Origin of the sequence: Pleionea sediminis (genome assembly GCF_007570825.1) — a bacterium.
GTDB lineage: Bacteria > Pseudomonadota > Gammaproteobacteria > Enterobacterales > Kangiellaceae > Pleionea > Pleionea sediminis.
Genome location: NZ_SUNB01000002.1, coordinates 678956 through 695700, shown reverse-complemented (window position 1 = coordinate 695700; position 16745 = coordinate 678956). Strand labels below are relative to the sequence as shown.

The 16745-nt window shown below is 41.0% G+C and carries 14 protein-coding genes; 9 read left to right on the top strand and 5 right to left on the bottom strand.

What is annotated here, in order from left to right; translation table 11 throughout:
- Nucleotide 1: 1 nt before the first annotated feature.
- Together FAX86_RS12980 and FAX86_RS12975 are read right to left on the bottom strand one after the other, a co-directional pair.
- Nucleotides 2-1651 (bottom strand): acetate--CoA ligase, encoded by a 1650-nt coding sequence (locus FAX86_RS12980; RefSeq protein WP_144393839.1) that lies wholly within the window; start codon nt 1649-1651, stop codon nt 2-4.
- A 4-nt stretch (nt 1652-1655) separates the two neighbouring features.
- On the bottom strand, nt 1656-2777 hold the full coding sequence (locus FAX86_RS12975) for an HpcH/HpaI aldolase/citrate lyase family protein (protein WP_144393838.1): 1122 nt from the start codon (nt 2775-2777) through the stop codon (nt 1656-1658).
- A gap of 292 nt (nt 2778-3069) precedes the next feature.
- Here FAX86_RS12975 and FAX86_RS12970 point away from each other — a divergent pair, with 292 nt between their 5' ends.
- Nucleotides 3070-4062 (top strand): HpcH/HpaI aldolase/citrate lyase family protein, encoded by a 993-nt coding sequence (locus FAX86_RS12970; RefSeq protein ID WP_144393837.1) that lies wholly within the window; start codon nt 3070-3072, stop codon nt 4060-4062.
- Between the two features lie 74 nt (nt 4063-4136).
- Here FAX86_RS12970 and FAX86_RS12965 read toward each other — a convergent pair whose 3' ends face one another.
- Complete coding sequence (locus tag FAX86_RS12965; protein WP_144393836.1) at nt 4137-6047, bottom strand: YfiR/HmsC family protein; 1911 nt, start codon at nt 6045-6047, stop codon at nt 4137-4139.
- Between the two features lie 102 nt (nt 6048-6149).
- On the opposite strand from FAX86_RS12965, the gene FAX86_RS12960 reads away from it, so the two are divergent.
- Nucleotides 6150-7727, top strand: coding sequence for an HD domain-containing phosphohydrolase (locus FAX86_RS12960; RefSeq protein ID WP_144393835.1), 1578 nt, complete (start codon nt 6150-6152; stop codon nt 7725-7727).
- Between the two features lie 33 nt (nt 7728-7760).
- On the opposite strand, the gene tesB is transcribed toward FAX86_RS12960, so the two are convergent.
- On the bottom strand, nt 7761-8621 hold the full coding sequence (gene tesB, locus FAX86_RS12955; RefSeq protein ID WP_144393834.1) for an acyl-CoA thioesterase II: 861 nt from the start codon (nt 8619-8621) through the stop codon (nt 7761-7763).
- Between the two features lie 120 nt (nt 8622-8741).
- On the opposite strand from tesB, the gene FAX86_RS12950 reads away from it, so the two are divergent.
- Nucleotides 8742-9242, top strand: a complete 501-nt coding sequence (locus FAX86_RS12950) for a tetratricopeptide repeat protein (protein ID WP_144393833.1) — start codon at nt 8742-8744, stop codon at nt 9240-9242.
- A 49-nt stretch (nt 9243-9291) separates the two neighbouring features.
- Nucleotides 9292-11082, top strand: a complete 1791-nt coding sequence (locus FAX86_RS12945; protein ID WP_164503569.1) for an alpha/beta hydrolase family protein — start codon at nt 9292-9294, stop codon at nt 11080-11082.
- A 26-nt stretch (nt 11083-11108) separates the two neighbouring features.
- Here FAX86_RS12945 and FAX86_RS12940 read toward each other — a convergent pair whose 3' ends face one another.
- Entirely contained in the window at nt 11109-11939 is an 831-nt protein-coding gene (locus FAX86_RS12940; RefSeq protein ID WP_205859192.1) for an RluA family pseudouridine synthase, read from the bottom strand.
- 417 nt (nt 11940-12356) lie between these two features.
- On the opposite strand from FAX86_RS12940, the gene FAX86_RS12935 reads away from it, so the two are divergent.
- The 5 genes from FAX86_RS12935 to ruvA all read left to right on the top strand — a co-directional run bounded on the left by FAX86_RS12935 (nt 12357) and on the right by ruvA (nt 16734).
- Nucleotides 12357-12722 carry a DUF3718 domain-containing protein gene (locus FAX86_RS12935; RefSeq protein WP_144393831.1) on the top strand — a complete coding sequence of 122 codons (366 nt, stop codon included), beginning with the start codon at nt 12357-12359 and terminating at the stop codon, nt 12720-12722.
- 216 nt (nt 12723-12938) lie between these two features.
- Nucleotides 12939-14723, top strand: a complete 1785-nt coding sequence (gene aspS / locus FAX86_RS12930; RefSeq protein WP_144393830.1) for an aspartate--tRNA ligase — start codon at nt 12939-12941, stop codon at nt 14721-14723.
- Nucleotides 14724-14798: 75 nt separating this feature from the next.
- Nucleotides 14799-15542: a YebC/PmpR family DNA-binding transcriptional regulator gene (locus FAX86_RS12925; protein WP_144393829.1), complete on the top strand. Its 744-nt coding sequence runs from the start codon at nt 14799-14801 to the stop codon at nt 15540-15542.
- Nucleotides 15543-15607: 65 nt separating this feature from the next.
- Nucleotides 15608-16126 (top strand): crossover junction endodeoxyribonuclease RuvC, encoded by a 519-nt coding sequence (gene ruvC / locus FAX86_RS12920; RefSeq protein ID WP_144393828.1) that lies wholly within the window; start codon nt 15608-15610, stop codon nt 16124-16126.
- Complete coding sequence (gene ruvA / locus FAX86_RS12915) at nt 16123-16734, top strand: Holliday junction branch migration protein RuvA (RefSeq protein WP_144393827.1); 612 nt, start codon at nt 16123-16125, stop codon at nt 16732-16734. Before ruvC ends, ruvA begins: the two co-directional genes overlap by 4 nt.
- Nucleotides 16735-16745 lie beyond the last annotated feature (11 nt).

Here is a 16745-nt window from a genome sequence, read left to right as displayed (position 1 = left end):
ATTATTGCTCCCTGCTTAACTGAGCGATAAGTTCTTTTCTGAGGACTTTGCCATTTTTGGTGCGTGGGAAGTCATCGTAAAAGTGAACAATTTTAGGGGCTTTATATTTTGCTAAATGTTCGCTACCAAAGGTTAAAAGTTCTTCTTCAGAAGCTGTTTTTTCTGGGTGAGTAATAACACAAATGGAAACTAGCGTTTTGTCTTTGCTTATTGTTTCACCAAGTGCGACACAGTCAGCAACGGCAGGATGAGTTTTCATAACGCGCTCAATTTCATGAGGTGAAACTCGATAACCAAAGGTGTTGATAATGTCGTCTTTTCTACCGATAAACCAAATGTAACCTTGCTCATCAGTACGCGCGTAATCACCTGTCAAAAAATATCCGTTTTGACGTGCTTTTTCAGTTTCTGCGGGCAGTTTCCAGTAACTAATAAATAAGCCTGGATCGGTAAGAGGAATACAGATCATTCCTTCTTCGCCCGGTTGTACTGGTTCAAAGTTTTCGTTGAGTAATTGAACATCATGACCGGGTTGTGGAAAACCGGCTGCACCTGGACGAATAGGCTTTGCTTTGTGCTGTGAAATGTAATAAGACAATTCGGACATACCTATTGCTTCATAAACATCTTGCTCAAAGCGAGAACGCCACGCGAGTAACATTTCATCCGACAGGTGTTCGCCTGCGCTCATGCAATGTCTAAGCGAAGGAACATCTTTTTTGGTCATTTCTGTTTTTTGAATGATTTGTCGATAAATTGTAGGCACGCCAATAAATATTGTGCATTTGTGTTTTTGGATTAGCCGCGGCCAGGTAGTTGCGTCATTTGGGCCCTCATAGACGACAACCGTTTTGCCATGAAATAGAGGATCCATTAATGCTGAGCCCAATACATAGGTCCAATTAAACTTGCCGGAATGTAAAATTCTGTCGTCTCGATCAAAATCAAACCAATAGTCTGATGCAGGAAGTCTTCCGATCATTGCGCGGTGGGCATGCAATACACCTTTAGGAAATCCGGTCGTTCCCGAGGTATAAACCAGGTAAGCAGGGTCGTTTGCCAATGTCCGATGACACTGAAATTCTGTTCTTTGGCATTTGAGCTCAACATCCAGATCAATCAGTTGGATATTTTGTGATGATGGTAAGTCGTGAATGCTGCCTTCACCGGTTAAAAACACTTGTTTCAACTCGTTACATTCAGACAAGGCTTCAGACAGTTCTGGCCACATGGATTTAGCAGTAACCAGGGCTCGAGCGCCAGAGTCCTTCGCTAAGTAGGCAACTTCCTCGGCTGCTAGAAGCGTGGAGGTTGGAACGGCAACCGAGCCGTATTTCAAACTGCCGAAAAATGCGGTTGGATATTCTAATGAATTAGGCAAGCGAATAAGTAACCGCTCACCAACTGCAAACTTCAAGTTAGCTAGTAAATTAGCAAAGGCATTTGTTTTTTCTTGCAATGCACTATAAGTGAGCTCAAAAGTGCCTTTGTCAGCATCTTCTAAAATAAACGCTACATTATCACCGCGTCCATCCGTTACGTTTTGATCGACACAAGCATAGCCAATATTGAAGTGTTCCGGGATTTGCCACTCCCATTGATCTTCACCATTTTCAATGTCGTGTTGTAAATAATTTTTTAGCTTGCTCATTGGGTTACACCTTCCCGTATGGCCAGTTTTCTCGAATTACATGAACAGGGAGTCTTTTAAGAACATCCATGGCAAAAGCTTTGTGTTCGGGGCTGAGGGATTTGAGCGCATAAGCTCTTAACAGGGTCTGTAAAGCTTTTCCAAACATGGGTGGATCAAGCATTTCCCCTTCGAATCGAATTGCTCCGCCAAGTAACGCATCTGCATCAATCGCTGCTTGGAGGACGCGCACATTGCGGTCAATTTGCAAAGGGCTCGGAGTGAAAGCAACTTTACATAAATGGATATGATAGGGGTGTATAACTTGCTTTCCGGTCAATCCCATTTGTGCTTCTTCAATTGCATGGCGATGCACAACATGAGAGTTATGGTCGCCATGTAAATCGAGCCAACGTCTAACATCGTGAGGCTCAATAAAATTCTCTGGCATAGGAGTGTCGTTAATAAGTACTTCCACACCTCCTATTACACCTTTTCCCGCTATTCTCGCTTCTAGTAGTAAGTTACGTAAGTAGGTACGTAATTCGTCGATCCAACCTTCGGGAGTAAGGTGGATAGCCATCGCTTTGGAAAAATCGTGGATCCCAAAAACAACGTGAGTTACTGACGAAAATTGCATTAAATCGGGAGCGAGTTTTAATGAACGAGGATGTTCAATAATCGGTTGAATCTCAATCTTGTCATTAACGCCGACCAGCCAAGCTGACAAATCTCGAATTTCTGCAGCACCGTAAACCTCACCTGCTTTTGCCAGAATAATGACATCAATATGCTCTGAAACGGCTTTAATAAGTTCGAGGTCTTTTTCGTATTCTGGTGTGCGGAAGGGGTTAATTCGTAGTGCAATTTGAAATTTTCTTTCTGGAAATTTTGGCAGCTCTTGCTTGAGCAGTTCGCGACTCATTTCTTTTTGTCGACAACCATCTTCTAAATCAAATAGTAGCGTGTGTGCAGGGCAGTGGTGGGCGTGTTTTCGAATTCGCTCGGCAGCCTGCTCCATGGTTTCGTATTCACCTTTCGCAGGGTTGTACTTCACAGGGGGATAATAGAGCTGGATCCCCGGCCAGAAGCCACCCAGCACCAGTTGTTCATCGACGTTGTCGAGAAACGCGTACTCGTAGTTCATTACCTAGTCCTATCGTATTGTACTTTGTTGCAGTGTTACTTGCAGAAGCCGGCGGCTGTAACAAGTGGTTTTCTTTTTGGTTTGATATTGCAGCGCAATAGTAATAGAACACACTTAAACGCTCATTTCAATCACTTGTTTGAATTTTTCTTGCTAACCCAATCTGAGTCTAGTAAGGTTGTAAGCGGTTTATTGCGGTGCAGAACTCATTCAAAAATAACAGCGACGCGCATTAAGTTTATACAATAAAGTAACTTATTGCTTATTAATAAAAAGTTATAGGAGGATGGCTATGAGCCAGAAGGTGCACCCAAACGATGCATTGTTTGAGGGTGAAAAACCGTTTCCAGTTATTCCAAGTTGCGAACATTTTGCGGGCAGCGAAAAGCTAATCCGTAAAGCGTTGGAATTACAAGATAAGATAGGTCCGGTATTCGATATTACTTGCGATTGTGAAGATGGTGCTGCTGCAGGTAAAGAAGTTGAGCACGCGAATATGGTCGCGTCAGTCATAGGATCTGACGCCAACAAGCATAATATGGCAGGGGTTCGAATTCACGATTACTCGCATCCTGATTGGCGCCAAGATGTTGATATTTTGGTTCCCGCAATAGGTGAGCGTGTTGCTTATATTACCTTACCCAAGTCGACAGAAGCGGCACAAATTGCTGAGATGGTTCATTACATCCAGCAAGTAGCAAAAGAAAATAAAATTGAACGAGAAATTCCAATTCACGTTCTCATTGAGACGCATGGCGCTTTGCGAGATGTCTGGAAAATTGCCAAGTTACCTTGGATTCAAGTACTAGATTTTGGCATGATGGATTTTGTCTCTGGGCATCATGGAGCGATTCCGGCTTCTGCGATGCGATCGCCCGGTCAATTTGATCATCCGATTTTAGCGCGAGCCAAGTCAGAAATGGTTGCTGCTGCATTAGCCAACGGTGTTATTCCGGCGCACAATGTGACTTTAGATTTAAAAAATCCATATCAAACGTATAAAGATGCCGAGCGAGCACGCAATGAGTTTGGCTTTTTGCGGATGTGGAGTATTTATCCTACGCAAATTAAGGCAATAATTGATGCGATGAAGCCTGATTATTCTGAAATTGAAGATGCTTTAGGTATACTCACAGCTGCACAAGATGCTGAGTGGGGGCCTATTCAATTTAAAGGCGAGTTACATGATCGAGCAACTTATCGCTATTATTGGGAGTTATTGCAAAGAGCCCATGTAACAGGTTTAGAGTTACCCCAAGAAATTAAACAAAGATTTTTTGAATAGTGCTCAGTAAGTATTGTGATTAATAAAAAAGGAAGCGTTGGCTTCCTTTTTTATTGCTAAATAGAAAGGGTATTCTACTGTTCAGAGTTTATGGGGATGGTTACTTTAAAATGAGCACCTTTATCGACAGGTAAGCACAAAATATCCCCGTGAAGTTTTTGCGAAACCAGATTGTAGCAAATATGAAGCCCAAGTCCGGTACCACCTTTGGTTCTATTGGTGGTAAAAAAAGGATTGAAAATTTTATCGCGAATGTTATCCGGAATACCTTTACCATTGTCAAAATAATCGAAAATGATATCGCCATCTTTTTGGCTAACTATAATGCGAATGACTCCTTGTGATTTATCCTCTCCAAACCCGTGAATTACTGAGTTTACAATTAAGTTCGTAAAAACTTGTGCGAAGATACCTGCAAAAGAGTGAATGCGAAAATCGGCTTCGCCTTCAATGTTCACTTTATGCTTTTTCTGTTTGAGTTTATGTCGTAAGTTTTGAACGACTTCATTTAAATATTCCCTTACGTTAAAGTCTCGAGCTTCATCTGTTGTTTGATCAACTGAAACTTGTTTGAACGAACGAATTAAATCGCTGGCTCTGACTAGGTTTCGGTTTAAAATCGTACTAGATTCATTGAGCTCATCCATTAAGTGCTCAAGATCCGAACGTTTCATTTCCCCAGAATCGTATTTCTTTTTGAAGTCTTCTAGCATATCAGTAATGTGTGTAGCTGATGTAACACTAACGCCAACAGGAGTGTTTATTTCATGAGCGACACCTGCAACGAGCCCGCCTAGTGCGGCCATTTTTTCTGATGCAACCAGTTGCTCTTGAGTTTCTCTTAGTTCACTGTTGATTCGCTCTAGTTCAGAATTTTTTTGCTCTAATTTTTTATTGGTTTTTTGTTTTAGCTTGGCACTTCGATAGATCAAAATTATGATTATGACAATAAAAACAATTATTGCAATTGAACCATAGAGCGCCGTGGTTTGGCTTTTTATTATTAAGTTTTGTTCTGCTAGTGATTCTGTTTGGCGTTTGATTTTTTCTTGAAAAGCTTCGAGCTCTTCTCTTTGCTTATTAAGATCGTTAGTTTGATTAATAAGGAGTTGCTTGTTTTTCTTAATTAACTCCGACATATTTTGGATTTCTGATTCCTTTTCTTGTAACTCTTCTTGTTTTACTCCTAATAATTCGTTATTCGAGCTCAGCTCTTGTCTACTCACCTGAAGTGAATCAAGCATACTTTGATAGTCGGCAGAGATTTCGTCGAGTTTTTTCTGTTGTTCTTCAAACTTTTGCGTTTGTTCTTCGAGTTTTTTTGATTGAGCATCAAGCAACTTTTGTTTACTGGTTACTTGGTTTTGGACTGACTTCAATTCTTGGGTTTGCTTGCTTAATTGTTCGCGTGATTGTTCGAGACTCCGTTCCATATCTTTAACAAGGGTCGCGATTTCTATTTCAGTTCCACCCAATATGATAATTTCTGATTTTGCGTTTAATTGTTGGTAGAGCAAATTATATCGGTTGACCTCAAATGAAAGTGTTTGGTCTTTGCGCTTAATAAAATTGATACCAATTTTTGACTTATCCTCAATTCCCTCACTAATCAGTAGAGTTGCCTTTTTGCCCAGTTGTTGGGCAATGGTTTTAAATTGACTATTTTTGGCTGGGCCGATCACTAAAATATCGGTAGGAAATACTTGTTGAACGGATGTTGCGCGTCTCAATTCAAATTTTTGTCTTCTGACTGATCGCTTTTTCAGGTTTTGAAGAGAGTTCCAATAATTTTCGTTATCCCCAAAAAAAGTAAGCGTAATGCTTTTTTTAGAATCCCCTTCATCTGGCCAGCTAATGTACTGTGTAAAGTTGTAGATATAAGCCGACTTTAAAGCTTCTTCTGTTGGCTGACTGGCGCTATTGGCAGCACCAATCAGGCCTTGAGTTAAAGCCGTGAGAAAAATGTAAAAACACAGTCGTCGCATCCAGTGACCCTTACTGTGAAGTTAATCGATGCAATTTGGGTAAGTATAGTTGAAAAACTGGAGAGTTAGATGAGAAGCAGCTATAACTTATAGTGAGTCAATATGCATACAATAAGAGATTGGCAGCAGGTTATGGGTGATCTAGACGACAAGTTAGTTTTTGCAGATGAAAGTCCTGAGGATGAGAGTGGAAAGGATGCTAATTATGAGCGTTGGGAATTGTTGGTGGTTGATGACGAATCTGAGGTTCATGAGGTTACCAAGCTTTCGCTGAAAGGTTTTGAATTTGCTAAGCGAAAATTGAGTATTGATTCTGCGTTTTCAGCCGCAGAAGCTCGCTCTGTCCTCGCAGAGAAAGATTATGCAGTCATTCTTTTAGATGTGGTGATGGAAACCGATCATGCGGGTCTCGATTTGGTCCACTGGATTAGAAATGTTCATCAAGATCAGCACGTACGAATCATATTGAGAACAGGTCAGCCTGGGCAAGCACCAGAAAAAGCCGTTATTCAAGAGTACGATATTAACGATTATAAGGAAAAAACGGAGCTTACTTCCAATAAATTACACACTCTAATGTATGCCAGTTTACGCTCTTATCGAGATATCATTTCTTTATTTCGAAACAAACAGGGATTAGAGAGCATTATTGTTGGTGCCGATAAAATTTTTAGTCAACATTCTTTAATGGATTTCACCCAAGGGGCACTTGAACAATTGACCTCTCTTCTTAAAGCCGATGAGGGGGCGTTTTTTGGTAATATCGAGGGACTGGCTGCGACGCTCGAAGAAAATGAGACGACTGTTTTGGCAGCTACGGGACCTTATAAACCTTACTTGAATCGCCGGCTTGAGGCGGCTTTAGCGAAAATTCCTGAAGTTGAGGTACATAATGCGATCGCCAGTGAGGGACTTATTTTTGGTGATGACTACTTCATTGGCGTTTATCGCTCTCATCTCAAACGAAAAAATATCCTTTTTATGGACGGGCTGCCAAAACTTACCATGCTTGATGAGCGATTATTGAAAATGTTTTGCTCACATCTCGGTGTTGCTTTTGACAATATAGCCTTGATGGAAGAAGTTGAAATAACCCAAAGAGAATTGGTCTATCGAATGAGCGAGGCCGTGGAAAGTCGGTCCAAAGAAACCAGTAATCACGTGAAACGAGTAGCCCATATTAGTCGATTGCTTGGTGAGTGTATCAAGCTCGATGAACATGAGTGTGATGTTTTATTTATGGCGGCACCGCTTCATGATATCGGAAAAATTGCGACACCGGATCATATTCTTAATAAGCCTGGTAAATTAACCGATGAGGAGTGGGTTATCATGCGCCAACATGCCCAGACCGGGCGTGATATTTTGGCTGATTCAAAACTTGAGGTGCTCAGTGCTGGATCCGCAATTGCTGGAGATCACCACGAAAAATGGGATGGAACGGGTTACCCTAAAGGAAAGAAAGGAGAAGACATTCATATTTATGGAAGAATCGTCGCCATCGCTGATGTATTCGATGCTTTGTATAATAAGCGCTGCTACAAAGAGGCTTGGTCAATCGGTGAAATTATTCAATTGTTCAATGATCAAAAGGGCAAGCAGTTTGATCCTGAGCTAGTTGATAAATTACTTTATAATGTTGATAAAGTTATTAATATTCAAAACACTTACCCTGATTAACGCTCTAAATACTTTTTAAATACACTTACACTTTTATTGCTTGTAGCGCATAATACCTTCTTGTGCGCTACTTGCGACAAGCCTGCCTTGACGGTCAAAAATCTTTCCAAGCACAAAACCTCTTTGGTGAGACGCAGAAGGGCTATCAATTACATAAAGCAACCAGTCGTCAAAACGAAATTCTCGATGAAACCACATGGTATGATCAATCGTTGCCATTTGTAATTTAGGAGTTAAGTAAGATACTCCGTGAGGCAATGCCGCTGTTGGCAGAAAACTAAAATCAGAAGCGTAAGCTAACACGTATTTGTGAATTCTTAAGTCGTCGGGCAGTTGTCCATTGGTTTTCATCCAAATATGTCGTTGTGGCTGTGCTTTTTCGGGTTTCAGCGGATTATTAAATTCAACCGGACGCATTTCTATTGGTTTGTCACAGACAAACTTGGCTTTTAAGCTGTCAGGAATATGGTCGGCATATTTCCTGGCAATCTCCAGTTCTGACGGCAAATTATCTGGCAAAGCGACATTTGGCATAGAAGATTGATGTTCAAATCCATCAACTCCGGTATGAAAGGATGCCGTCATATAAAAAATGGTTTTTCCATTTTGAATCGCCTTGACACGTCGCGTCGAGATACTTCGACCATCTCGAATACTCTCAACATCGTAGACAACTGGACGAGTTGAGTCTCCAGGCAGTAAAAAATAACTGTGGAATGAGTGAGATACTCGATCCGCTTCTAGTGTTTGTTTTGCAGCAGAGAGTGCCTGTCCTATAACTTGACCGCCAAATAACTGTGGAAAACCTAAATCTTGACTTTGACCACGAAAAAGATTGGATTCTATCGGTTCAAGTTTTAATAGTTCGACAAGTTCATTCAATACATTACTCATATCAAGCTCTCTTTTATCCCGTTGCTCTATATATTGTATGTGATATCTAAATATCAGCAACAACATTGACTCTGCTTACCACAAACAGGAAAATGGAAATAAAAATGAGGAGATAACTTAATGTCGCGACAACTGGGTCTTTTCATCACGATATTCATGACTTCTTTTGTTGTATTTGGATGCTCTAAAATGAAGACTTCCATTGAAAAAAGTGAGTCAACATTAATTGAGGACGCTAATCAAGGGGATGTGTCGGCCGCTCATGCTTTGTGCTATCGATACAGCTATGGTGTAAATATCGAAGCAGATGACAAAAAAGCTTTCTATTGGTGTGAGAGAGCAACAATTACACAAGATCCTCGCTCAATGACATTGTTGGCTGATTTGTTTTATGAAGGGCGTGGAACGGAAAAAAATTATCGGAAAGCAGCAAAACTTTACTATTTCGCTGCTGAAAGGGGGATTGAAAAAGCAATGTTTATGCTCTATCACATTTATGCTAATGGGCAAGGGGTGGTGAAAGATGAAACAGAAGCGAAGTATTACTTAAATCGTGCGGCGCAAAGAAACTATCAACCTGCGTTAGAATTAAAACAAAAGCTATTTCTCGATGATGTCTAGTAAGCATTATTTAGAGACGATTCGATTAATTTTAAACAAGAAAATAAATATGAAGTATTTTAGCGCTCTTTGTTTGGTTTTATTTTCACTCTCTGGATTTTCGCAAGAATTTAAGATTAGCGATTGGTTTAATGAGAAAGCTAATTCAGTTGTTCAGCTTTCTCCCGATGGTAAGTTGGTAGCTTGGCTCACTTATAATAATCGTATTTTAATTCAACCCATTGATAAGGGAGCAAGCCGATCTATCCAGTTAAGCGCTGGGCAGCGATTTATTGATGGTCAGTTTATTAATGATGAAAAGTTTGTTTATGTCGTTCAAGACGGTGATGAATACCGCGTAATTTCTCATTATTTGCCAAATGCAACTCAAAAGCTTTTATACACCAGTCGGTTTTTTAAAGTATCGCTGGCGCAAGAGCACCGCAAATCAGAGGTCGTTTGGCTAATTGTTAACGGTCAGTTAAAACCATTTGATTTGTTATCACGTTCTTTGGGCAAAGCAGTTCCTTTGCCGAAGAATAGTCAGTTTGTTGGATTGGCGAATAATAAACCTTGTTATTCAATATCTGACACTAAAGATGTTTTCATCCTAAAAGAAAATGAATGGAAAAAATTTGAACCAGTCGAATCTATTTCTCAAGTCTACGCGGATAAAGATTGTCATAATTTTTGGATATTGGCGACGCACGAAAAAAACACAAAGTCGTTATTTAGGGTAACGTCTAAGAAAAGTGAGTTAATTTACTCACAAAAATATTACGATATAGCCGATGTTATTTTTGACAGTAACAAAAAAAATGTTGCAGCAGTGTTTTATGAAGCGGAACTACTGCAAGTAAAAACCTTCTCCAAAAATGCCCAGAAAATAGATTCAATAATGCAGCGATCATTTCCCAAAAGCTATTGGCAAGTCATTGCTCAATCTGTCGATGGAAAGAAGTCTTTAGTATCGGTGCAATCCCCGAAAATTCCTCCTCAAGTTATCTGGACCGATGTAGAGACAAATCGAGTCGTATCATTACAGCGCCGACTTCAAAATTATGATAAAAGTCGTTGGTACAAAACATCGGTAGTCAGTGTCGATAATGGTGCTAAGCCTGCGTTATTTGGATATTTAACTCAACCTGATAAGTTAAACTCACATGTTCCTCTTATTATTCGTATTCATGGTGGACCTTTTGAAATCAGAGATCGCTGGCGTTTTGATCCAGAAGCTCAATGGTTGGCAGACCAAGGTTTAGCGACATTGACTTTTAATTATCGCGGCTCTTCAGGAATGGGAAATGCTTATCGGAGAGTTGCATATGGTGATTTACGTTCAGTAATAGAAGAAGATATTGAAGAAATACTAACAGCCCTGGAGAGTCAATTTAACTATGATCCGGTAAAGCGATGTTTATATGGAGCAAGTTTCGGAGGTTATGCAGTACTGTCTGAATTAATTTCAAATTCAGATGACTATGTGTGCGGCATAATGGTGTCGTCGGTGGTCAGCCTGCCAATGTTTTATGAATCTTTGTCCGATGAAATGACCAAAGCGACATTTGCAAAACAGTTTGGAAATTATGATGATCCTGATTGGCGTGAAGAGAACAATTTGTTGCTACATCTTGGCGAAATTGATGCAACGACACTCGTCATTTACGGAAATCAAGATAAGCGAGTCAGTCCACTGCAAAGTGAAGCGCTTATTGCGAAGATGAAAATCCTGAAAAAACCTTTTACGGTTAAAAAACTAGAGAACTCTGACCATGAGATTGAAGTTCTTGAAGACAGACTCGCCGTATATAAATCTATTCAGCAATTTTTACAAGAGCATTTACTGAAATCCCTTAAATAAGGTTAATTAAAGGTTTGCTTTTCTGGTTAATCGAACTGAGGGTCTAACTCATAACTTTGTAATCGTCCACTAAATGGGCAGGTGAAAGCTAGTTTCACCGATGACAGCATTAAGTCGACATCGTGTCGATTGCCATAGAGACGATCACCAATGATAGGAAAGCCTGATTGTGCTAGATGACGACGAATTTGATGTTTTCGACCCGTTTCAATTTCAATTTTCAATAGTGTTGACTGATCCGTTGCCCGATATGAAATTAGGTGAACGTGGCTGATAGCATTTTTGTTATCGATAGGGCTATCAATCGTTTTGCGCTCCGTTAGGTCCCATTTACCTTCAACCCGCGCGATATAATGCTTAACAATGTCGCGTTGAGCAAAAAGCTCAGAGAGTTTTGCCGCAGCCTGTTTACTATGAGCGATTAGAATAATTCCACTAGCACTTTTATCTAGGCGGTGAACTGTAAAGGCATTTCTCTGAGGAGACAGGTTTTGCTCGGCCCATCGAGTGATGGTGCAATGATCTCCCCACTTTGAACCTTGAGAGAGTAATCCTGAGGGTTTATTCCATATACTGTAATTCTGCTCATCAGCAATTAAGGTTGGTTCCACTGGAGTTGATTCTATGATTCTCGAGTCATAGTAGATATGCAGTGATTGTCCCTTTGTGAAACGTGACTTAGCTCGCCTTACTCTTTGAGTGCGGTTGTTACGAGTTAACCAAACACAGCCTTTTTGCATCGCCGCTTTTATTTTTTGTTTTGATAACGGTGTCGCACTTTTCAAGGCATCAACAATGAGAGGTCTCTTGTCGTCGGCTTCGAGGTGCTTTTCTAACACAATTGGTGAGTCTGGCACGGCGGTTCCTTGGTGAAAGTTATTCGGTGTTGGATGGTTAGGAATTTATTGCAACATTAACCATGGCGATTTATGCCTTTCATTTCTTTAGTACTTGTTAAGCATATTTAATATAGGTTTTGATTATTTAACAAAGTGTAATATTAAAAATGAATCAAAACTATTTCGAATGCTTGTAACGAACTGTTTCAGCCGATACATATTTAAATATCAAATTGAAGCCGATTGTATGAACTAACTTCTTAAATATCAAAGAAAAAAGTCAATTTACAATCAATATACAGGGCTGGGAAATTCAATAAAATCTCATGTGGAGGTAAAATGTTACATTTGCCTGGTTAATTTACATACACTGTTAACACTTCTTTGCGAAACTGTATCTGTCTTAACGAAAACTAGCGCAAAGAGGTATATGTAATGAAAAACATGATTCGGAATGTTTTATCTGTTGTAACAATGGTTGGTATTGCTGGTACTGCAGCTGCAGAGAATAAATATGTGGCGGCTGACAATAGCCCTATTACTAAATTATGTGTTTCTGCTGCAGTGGATTCCAAAACCAAATTTAACCTAAACATGCATCGTAGTCATTTAACAGACCGTTATATCAGAAAGAACATTTCTTGTAATGGCGTTGAAATAGCTCAGTTCGCTAAAGAGGCGGGTAATTTACCCAATTACTACATGCTTGAAGCGAAGCCTAACGTACGCGTCGATATCTACCAAACCTCTCAGCGAAACAAAGATTCTAAAGATCGTGTAATTATGGTTGCAGGTAATTAAGTTTATTTAAAATGTGATCGTACTTTTACGTTATCCATTTCTCTGTCTTGGGCGTCTGTATTGACGCTCTTTTTTTGCCCTCAAATTCTCTGAACCTTGCGAATTTAGTGGCCCTCGCGTAATATTATGCCCCTTTTTTAGTGCCACAAAAGCACAAAGCATGCATGACCGGAAGCATCATTCCGGCTTTCAAACCTTGGCCTTATAGGATTATTTATGCGAAGTCATTACTGTGCAGACCTCATCACCGCAGATGAAGGTACATCGATTGCAATTTCTGGTTGGGTGCACCGTCGCCGCGATCTGGGTGGTTTAATCTTTTTGCAAGTGCGCGATCGAAGCGGGATTGTTCAGGTTACCGTTGAGCCAGACCAAGGCGAGGTTTTTGATGCTGCAGACCAGTTACGGTCTGAATTTGTTGTTCGTGTCGAAGGAACGATCCGGAAGCGTCCAGACAACATGATTAATAAAGACATGCCGACCGGTGAAATAGAAATTGTTGCTCAGTCGATTGAGTGCCTTAATAAATCGGAAACTCCAGCAATTTTGGTTGACGGTCATGAAGATGTTTCTGAAGAAACCCGCCTCAAATATCGATATTTAGATTTGCGTCGCCCTGAAATGACCAATAAGTTTGTATTTCGTACTCGAGTGACTCAATCGTTGCGACGCTATCTCGATGATCAAGGTTTTCTTGATATGGAAACACCGATCTTGACGAAAGCTACCCCTGAAGGAGCTCGAGATTATTTAGTTCCTAGCCGAACGCACAAAAGTGCATTTTTCGCTTTGCCACAGTCTCCACAATTATTCAAACAGCTATTAATGATGAGCGGCTTTGATCGTTATTATCAAGTGGTTCGCTGTTTTCGAGATGAAGATTTACGGGCCGATCGGCAACCAGAATTTACTCAGCTGGATATCGAAACTTCGTTCATGGATGAAGAAGGCATCATGGGAATGATGGAAAACATGATTCGCAAAGTTTTCAAAGATTTGCTTAATGTCGAGCTGGCTAATCCGTTTCCCCGTATGCCTTACAGCGAAGCAATGGAAAAATACGGCTCCGACAAGCCGGACTTACGTGTTGATATGCCAATTCACACCGTCGATGATTTAGTCAAAGACGTTGATTTTAAAGTATTTAGTGGCCCAGCCAACGACGAAAAAGGTAGAGTTGGTGTTCTTAATTTAAAAGGCGGTGCGGAAAAGGTCAGTCGCAAGAAAATTGACGAATACACCAAGTTTGTTGGGGTTTATGGAGCGAAAGGTCTGGCGTTCATCAAAGTTAACGATCGAAGTGCTGGTCTTGATGGGTTGCAGTCACCAATTGTTAAGTTTTTATCCGCAGAAGTTGCTGAGCAGCTGTTAGAGCGTGTTGGAGCTGAAACGGGAGATATTTTATTTTTTGGTTCTGACGATTCTCGAGTTGTTGCTGATGCACTGGGTGCATTGCGATTAAAATTGGCGAACGAATTTGAGTTAATGAGTGATGACTGGAAGCCATTATGGGTCGTTGATTTTCCTATGTTTGAAAAGGAAGATGGACAATTGCACGCCTTGCATCACCCGTTTACTTCGCCAAAAGAACTTGATCCTGAAGCGCTGAAAGCAAATCCGACCGGAACTTTGTCGCGTGCATACGATATGGTACTTAATGGTTGCGAAGTCGGTGGCGGATCAATTCGTATTCACAACACCGAACTCCAACAAACTATTTTCGATATTCTCGGTATTGGAGAGCAAGAAGCGCGCGATAAATTTGGATTCTTATTAGATGCTCTTAAATACGGCTGTCCTCCTCACGGTGGTATTGCCTTTGGGTTGGACCGCTTGGTAATGTTGATGGTTGGTGCGGACTCTATTCGTGATGTGATTACTTTCCCGAAAACGACAACGGCAAGTTGCCCGTTAACGGAAGCGCCTGCAAAGGTTTCTGAGCAACAGTTGACGGAGCTTGGCATCGCGATTAGAGAGTCAAAAAAAGCCGCTGAAGAGTAAGCTTTAGAAAGAAAAATTACTCTGGGGCACCTGATTAGGAGCCCCTGATCATGAAAGTAAATATCGGAGAACAATATGGCTGGACACAGTAAATGGGCCAATATTAAACATCGCAAAGCTGCACAAGACGCTAAGCGCGGCAAGATTTTTACTAAAATAATCAGAGAGTTAGTTGTTGCAGCTCGTTCTGGTGGACCTAATCCAGAAGATAATCCAGCTCTAAGAGCTGCCATTGATAAAGCGCTCGGCGCGAATATGAAAAAAGACACCATTGAAAAAGCCGTGGCGCGTGGTGCAGGAAACAACGATGGTGAAAACTACGAGAACCTTTCTTATGAGGGCTATGGCCCCGGCGGCGTCGCTGTTTTGGTGGAATGTTTAACTGATAATAAAAATCGTACCGTTGGTGAGGTTCGGCATGCGTTCACTAAGCATGGTGGAAATTTAGGCACGTCAGGTTCGGTCGCTTATTTATTTGATAAAAAGGGCCAACTTATTTTTGATGATAATGTCAGCGAAGATGAATTAATGGAAGCGGCATTAGAAGCCGGGGCTGAAGATGTCGTGAATCATGATGATGGCAGCTATGAAGTGTTAACAACCCCTGAAGATTTTTTATCGGTAAAAGATGGACTGAAAGAAGCTGGTCTTTCGCCAGAAAATGCTGAAGTCGCGATGTTACCCTCGACACAGGCTGAGCTTACGGCGTCTGATGGTGCTAAAGTACTTAGGTTGATTGAGCGCTTGGAAGACTTGGATGATGTGCAAAATGTTTACACGAATGCAGACATTCCTGCGGAATCGTACGAGCAGCTATAGTAAAAGCGCAGTGCCAATGTCTCTGATTTTAGAGGTTCAGATTACTTTTAAAGTAGGAAAATTGATTGTCCATTATTCTCGGCATTGACCCTGGGTCTCGGATTACTGGTTTTGGCGTCATCGAAACCCAGGGGAAATCTTTTCAATACCTCACCAGTGGATGCATCCGGTTAAAAGAGGGTTCTCTGAGTGAGCGACTGCAGCAAATATACGATGGTTTATCGACGGTGATCCGTCAGTACAATCCAACCGAAGCCGCGATAGAACAAGTTTTTATGTCAAAAAATGCGGATTCCGCATTAAAGCTTGGCCAGGCACGGGGTGTTGCTATTGTTGCTGCAGCATCGCACGCGTTAGATGTAGCGGAGTATTCCGCAAGACAAATCAAGCAGGCGGTGGTTGGTCATGGTGCGGCAGATAAATCACAAGTTCAACATATGGTAACATCACTACTTAAGCTATCAGCAACCCCACAAGCGGATGCGGCAGATGGGCTTGCTGTTGCTATTTGTCATTGCAACACAATGCAGTCAATGGTGGCGCAAGCCGGAGCAAATAAAAGAAGAAGAGGTCGATTGCGTTGATTGGACGATTAAAAGGTATCTTGGTAGAAAAGTCTCCACCCGAATTATTAATTGATGTAAATGGTGTGGGGTATGAAGTTCAAGCACCAATGACAACGGTATTCAGCTTACCGGATAATGGCCAGGAAGTGACTTTATTTACTCATCTATCCGTGAGTGAAAATGCGCATAATTTATTTGCATTTGGAACAAAAACGGATCGTCAATTGTTCCGTGAACTGATTAAAGTGAATGGAGTTGGACCTAAGTTAGCTATAGCCATTCTCTCGGGAATGACCGCCGATGAGTTTGTCCGTTGTGTGCACGATGGTGAAGCGACTGTTTTGGTTAAGCTACCGGGAGTAGGCAAGAAAACAGCAGAACGCCTTATCATTGAAATGCGTGATCGGTTAAAAGATTGGGGCAGTGCGACGGTTAATAATATTGAAGCTCCGAATATGATTTCCAATCAGACTTCAAAGAAAGATATTCACCGTGAAGCTGAGAGTGCATTAATCGCACTGGGATACAAACCTCAAGATGCAGCGAAAGCGATAGGGCGAATTAAAGAAGATGTTGATTCGAGTGCTGAGCTTATTCGTTTAGCACTAAAAAATATGGGCAAATAAATAACGCCAAC

What these genes read in the sequence shown, in the direction of transcription:
- FAX86_RS12980 (WP_144393839.1), bottom strand. Translation starts at nt 1,651, where the DNA reads ATGAGCAAGCTAAAAAATTATTTACAACACGACATTGAAAATGGTGAA.
- FAX86_RS12975 (WP_144393838.1), bottom strand. Translation starts at nt 2,777, where the DNA reads ATGAACTACGAGTACGCGTTTCTCGACAACGTCGATGAACAACTGGTG.
- FAX86_RS12970 (WP_144393837.1), top strand. Translation starts at nt 3,070, where the DNA reads ATGAGCCAGAAGGTGCACCCAAACGATGCATTGTTTGAGGGTGAAAAA.
- FAX86_RS12965 (WP_144393836.1), bottom strand. Translation starts at nt 6,047, where the DNA reads ATGCGACGACTGTGTTTTTACATTTTTCTCACGGCTTTAACTCAAGGC.
- FAX86_RS12960 (WP_144393835.1), top strand. Translation starts at nt 6,150, where the DNA reads ATGCATACAATAAGAGATTGGCAGCAGGTTATGGGTGATCTAGACGAC.
- tesB (WP_144393834.1), bottom strand. Translation starts at nt 8,621, where the DNA reads ATGAGTAATGTATTGAATGAACTTGTCGAACTATTAAAACTTGAACCG.
- FAX86_RS12950 (WP_144393833.1), top strand. Translation starts at nt 8,742, where the DNA reads ATGTCGCGACAACTGGGTCTTTTCATCACGATATTCATGACTTCTTTT.
- FAX86_RS12945 (WP_164503569.1), top strand. Translation starts at nt 9,292, where the DNA reads ATGAAGTATTTTAGCGCTCTTTGTTTGGTTTTATTTTCACTCTCTGGA.
- FAX86_RS12935 (WP_144393831.1), top strand. Translation starts at nt 12,357, where the DNA reads ATGAAAAACATGATTCGGAATGTTTTATCTGTTGTAACAATGGTTGGT.
- aspS (WP_144393830.1), top strand. Translation starts at nt 12,939, where the DNA reads ATGCGAAGTCATTACTGTGCAGACCTCATCACCGCAGATGAAGGTACA.
- FAX86_RS12925 (WP_144393829.1), top strand. Translation starts at nt 14,799, where the DNA reads ATGGCTGGACACAGTAAATGGGCCAATATTAAACATCGCAAAGCTGCA.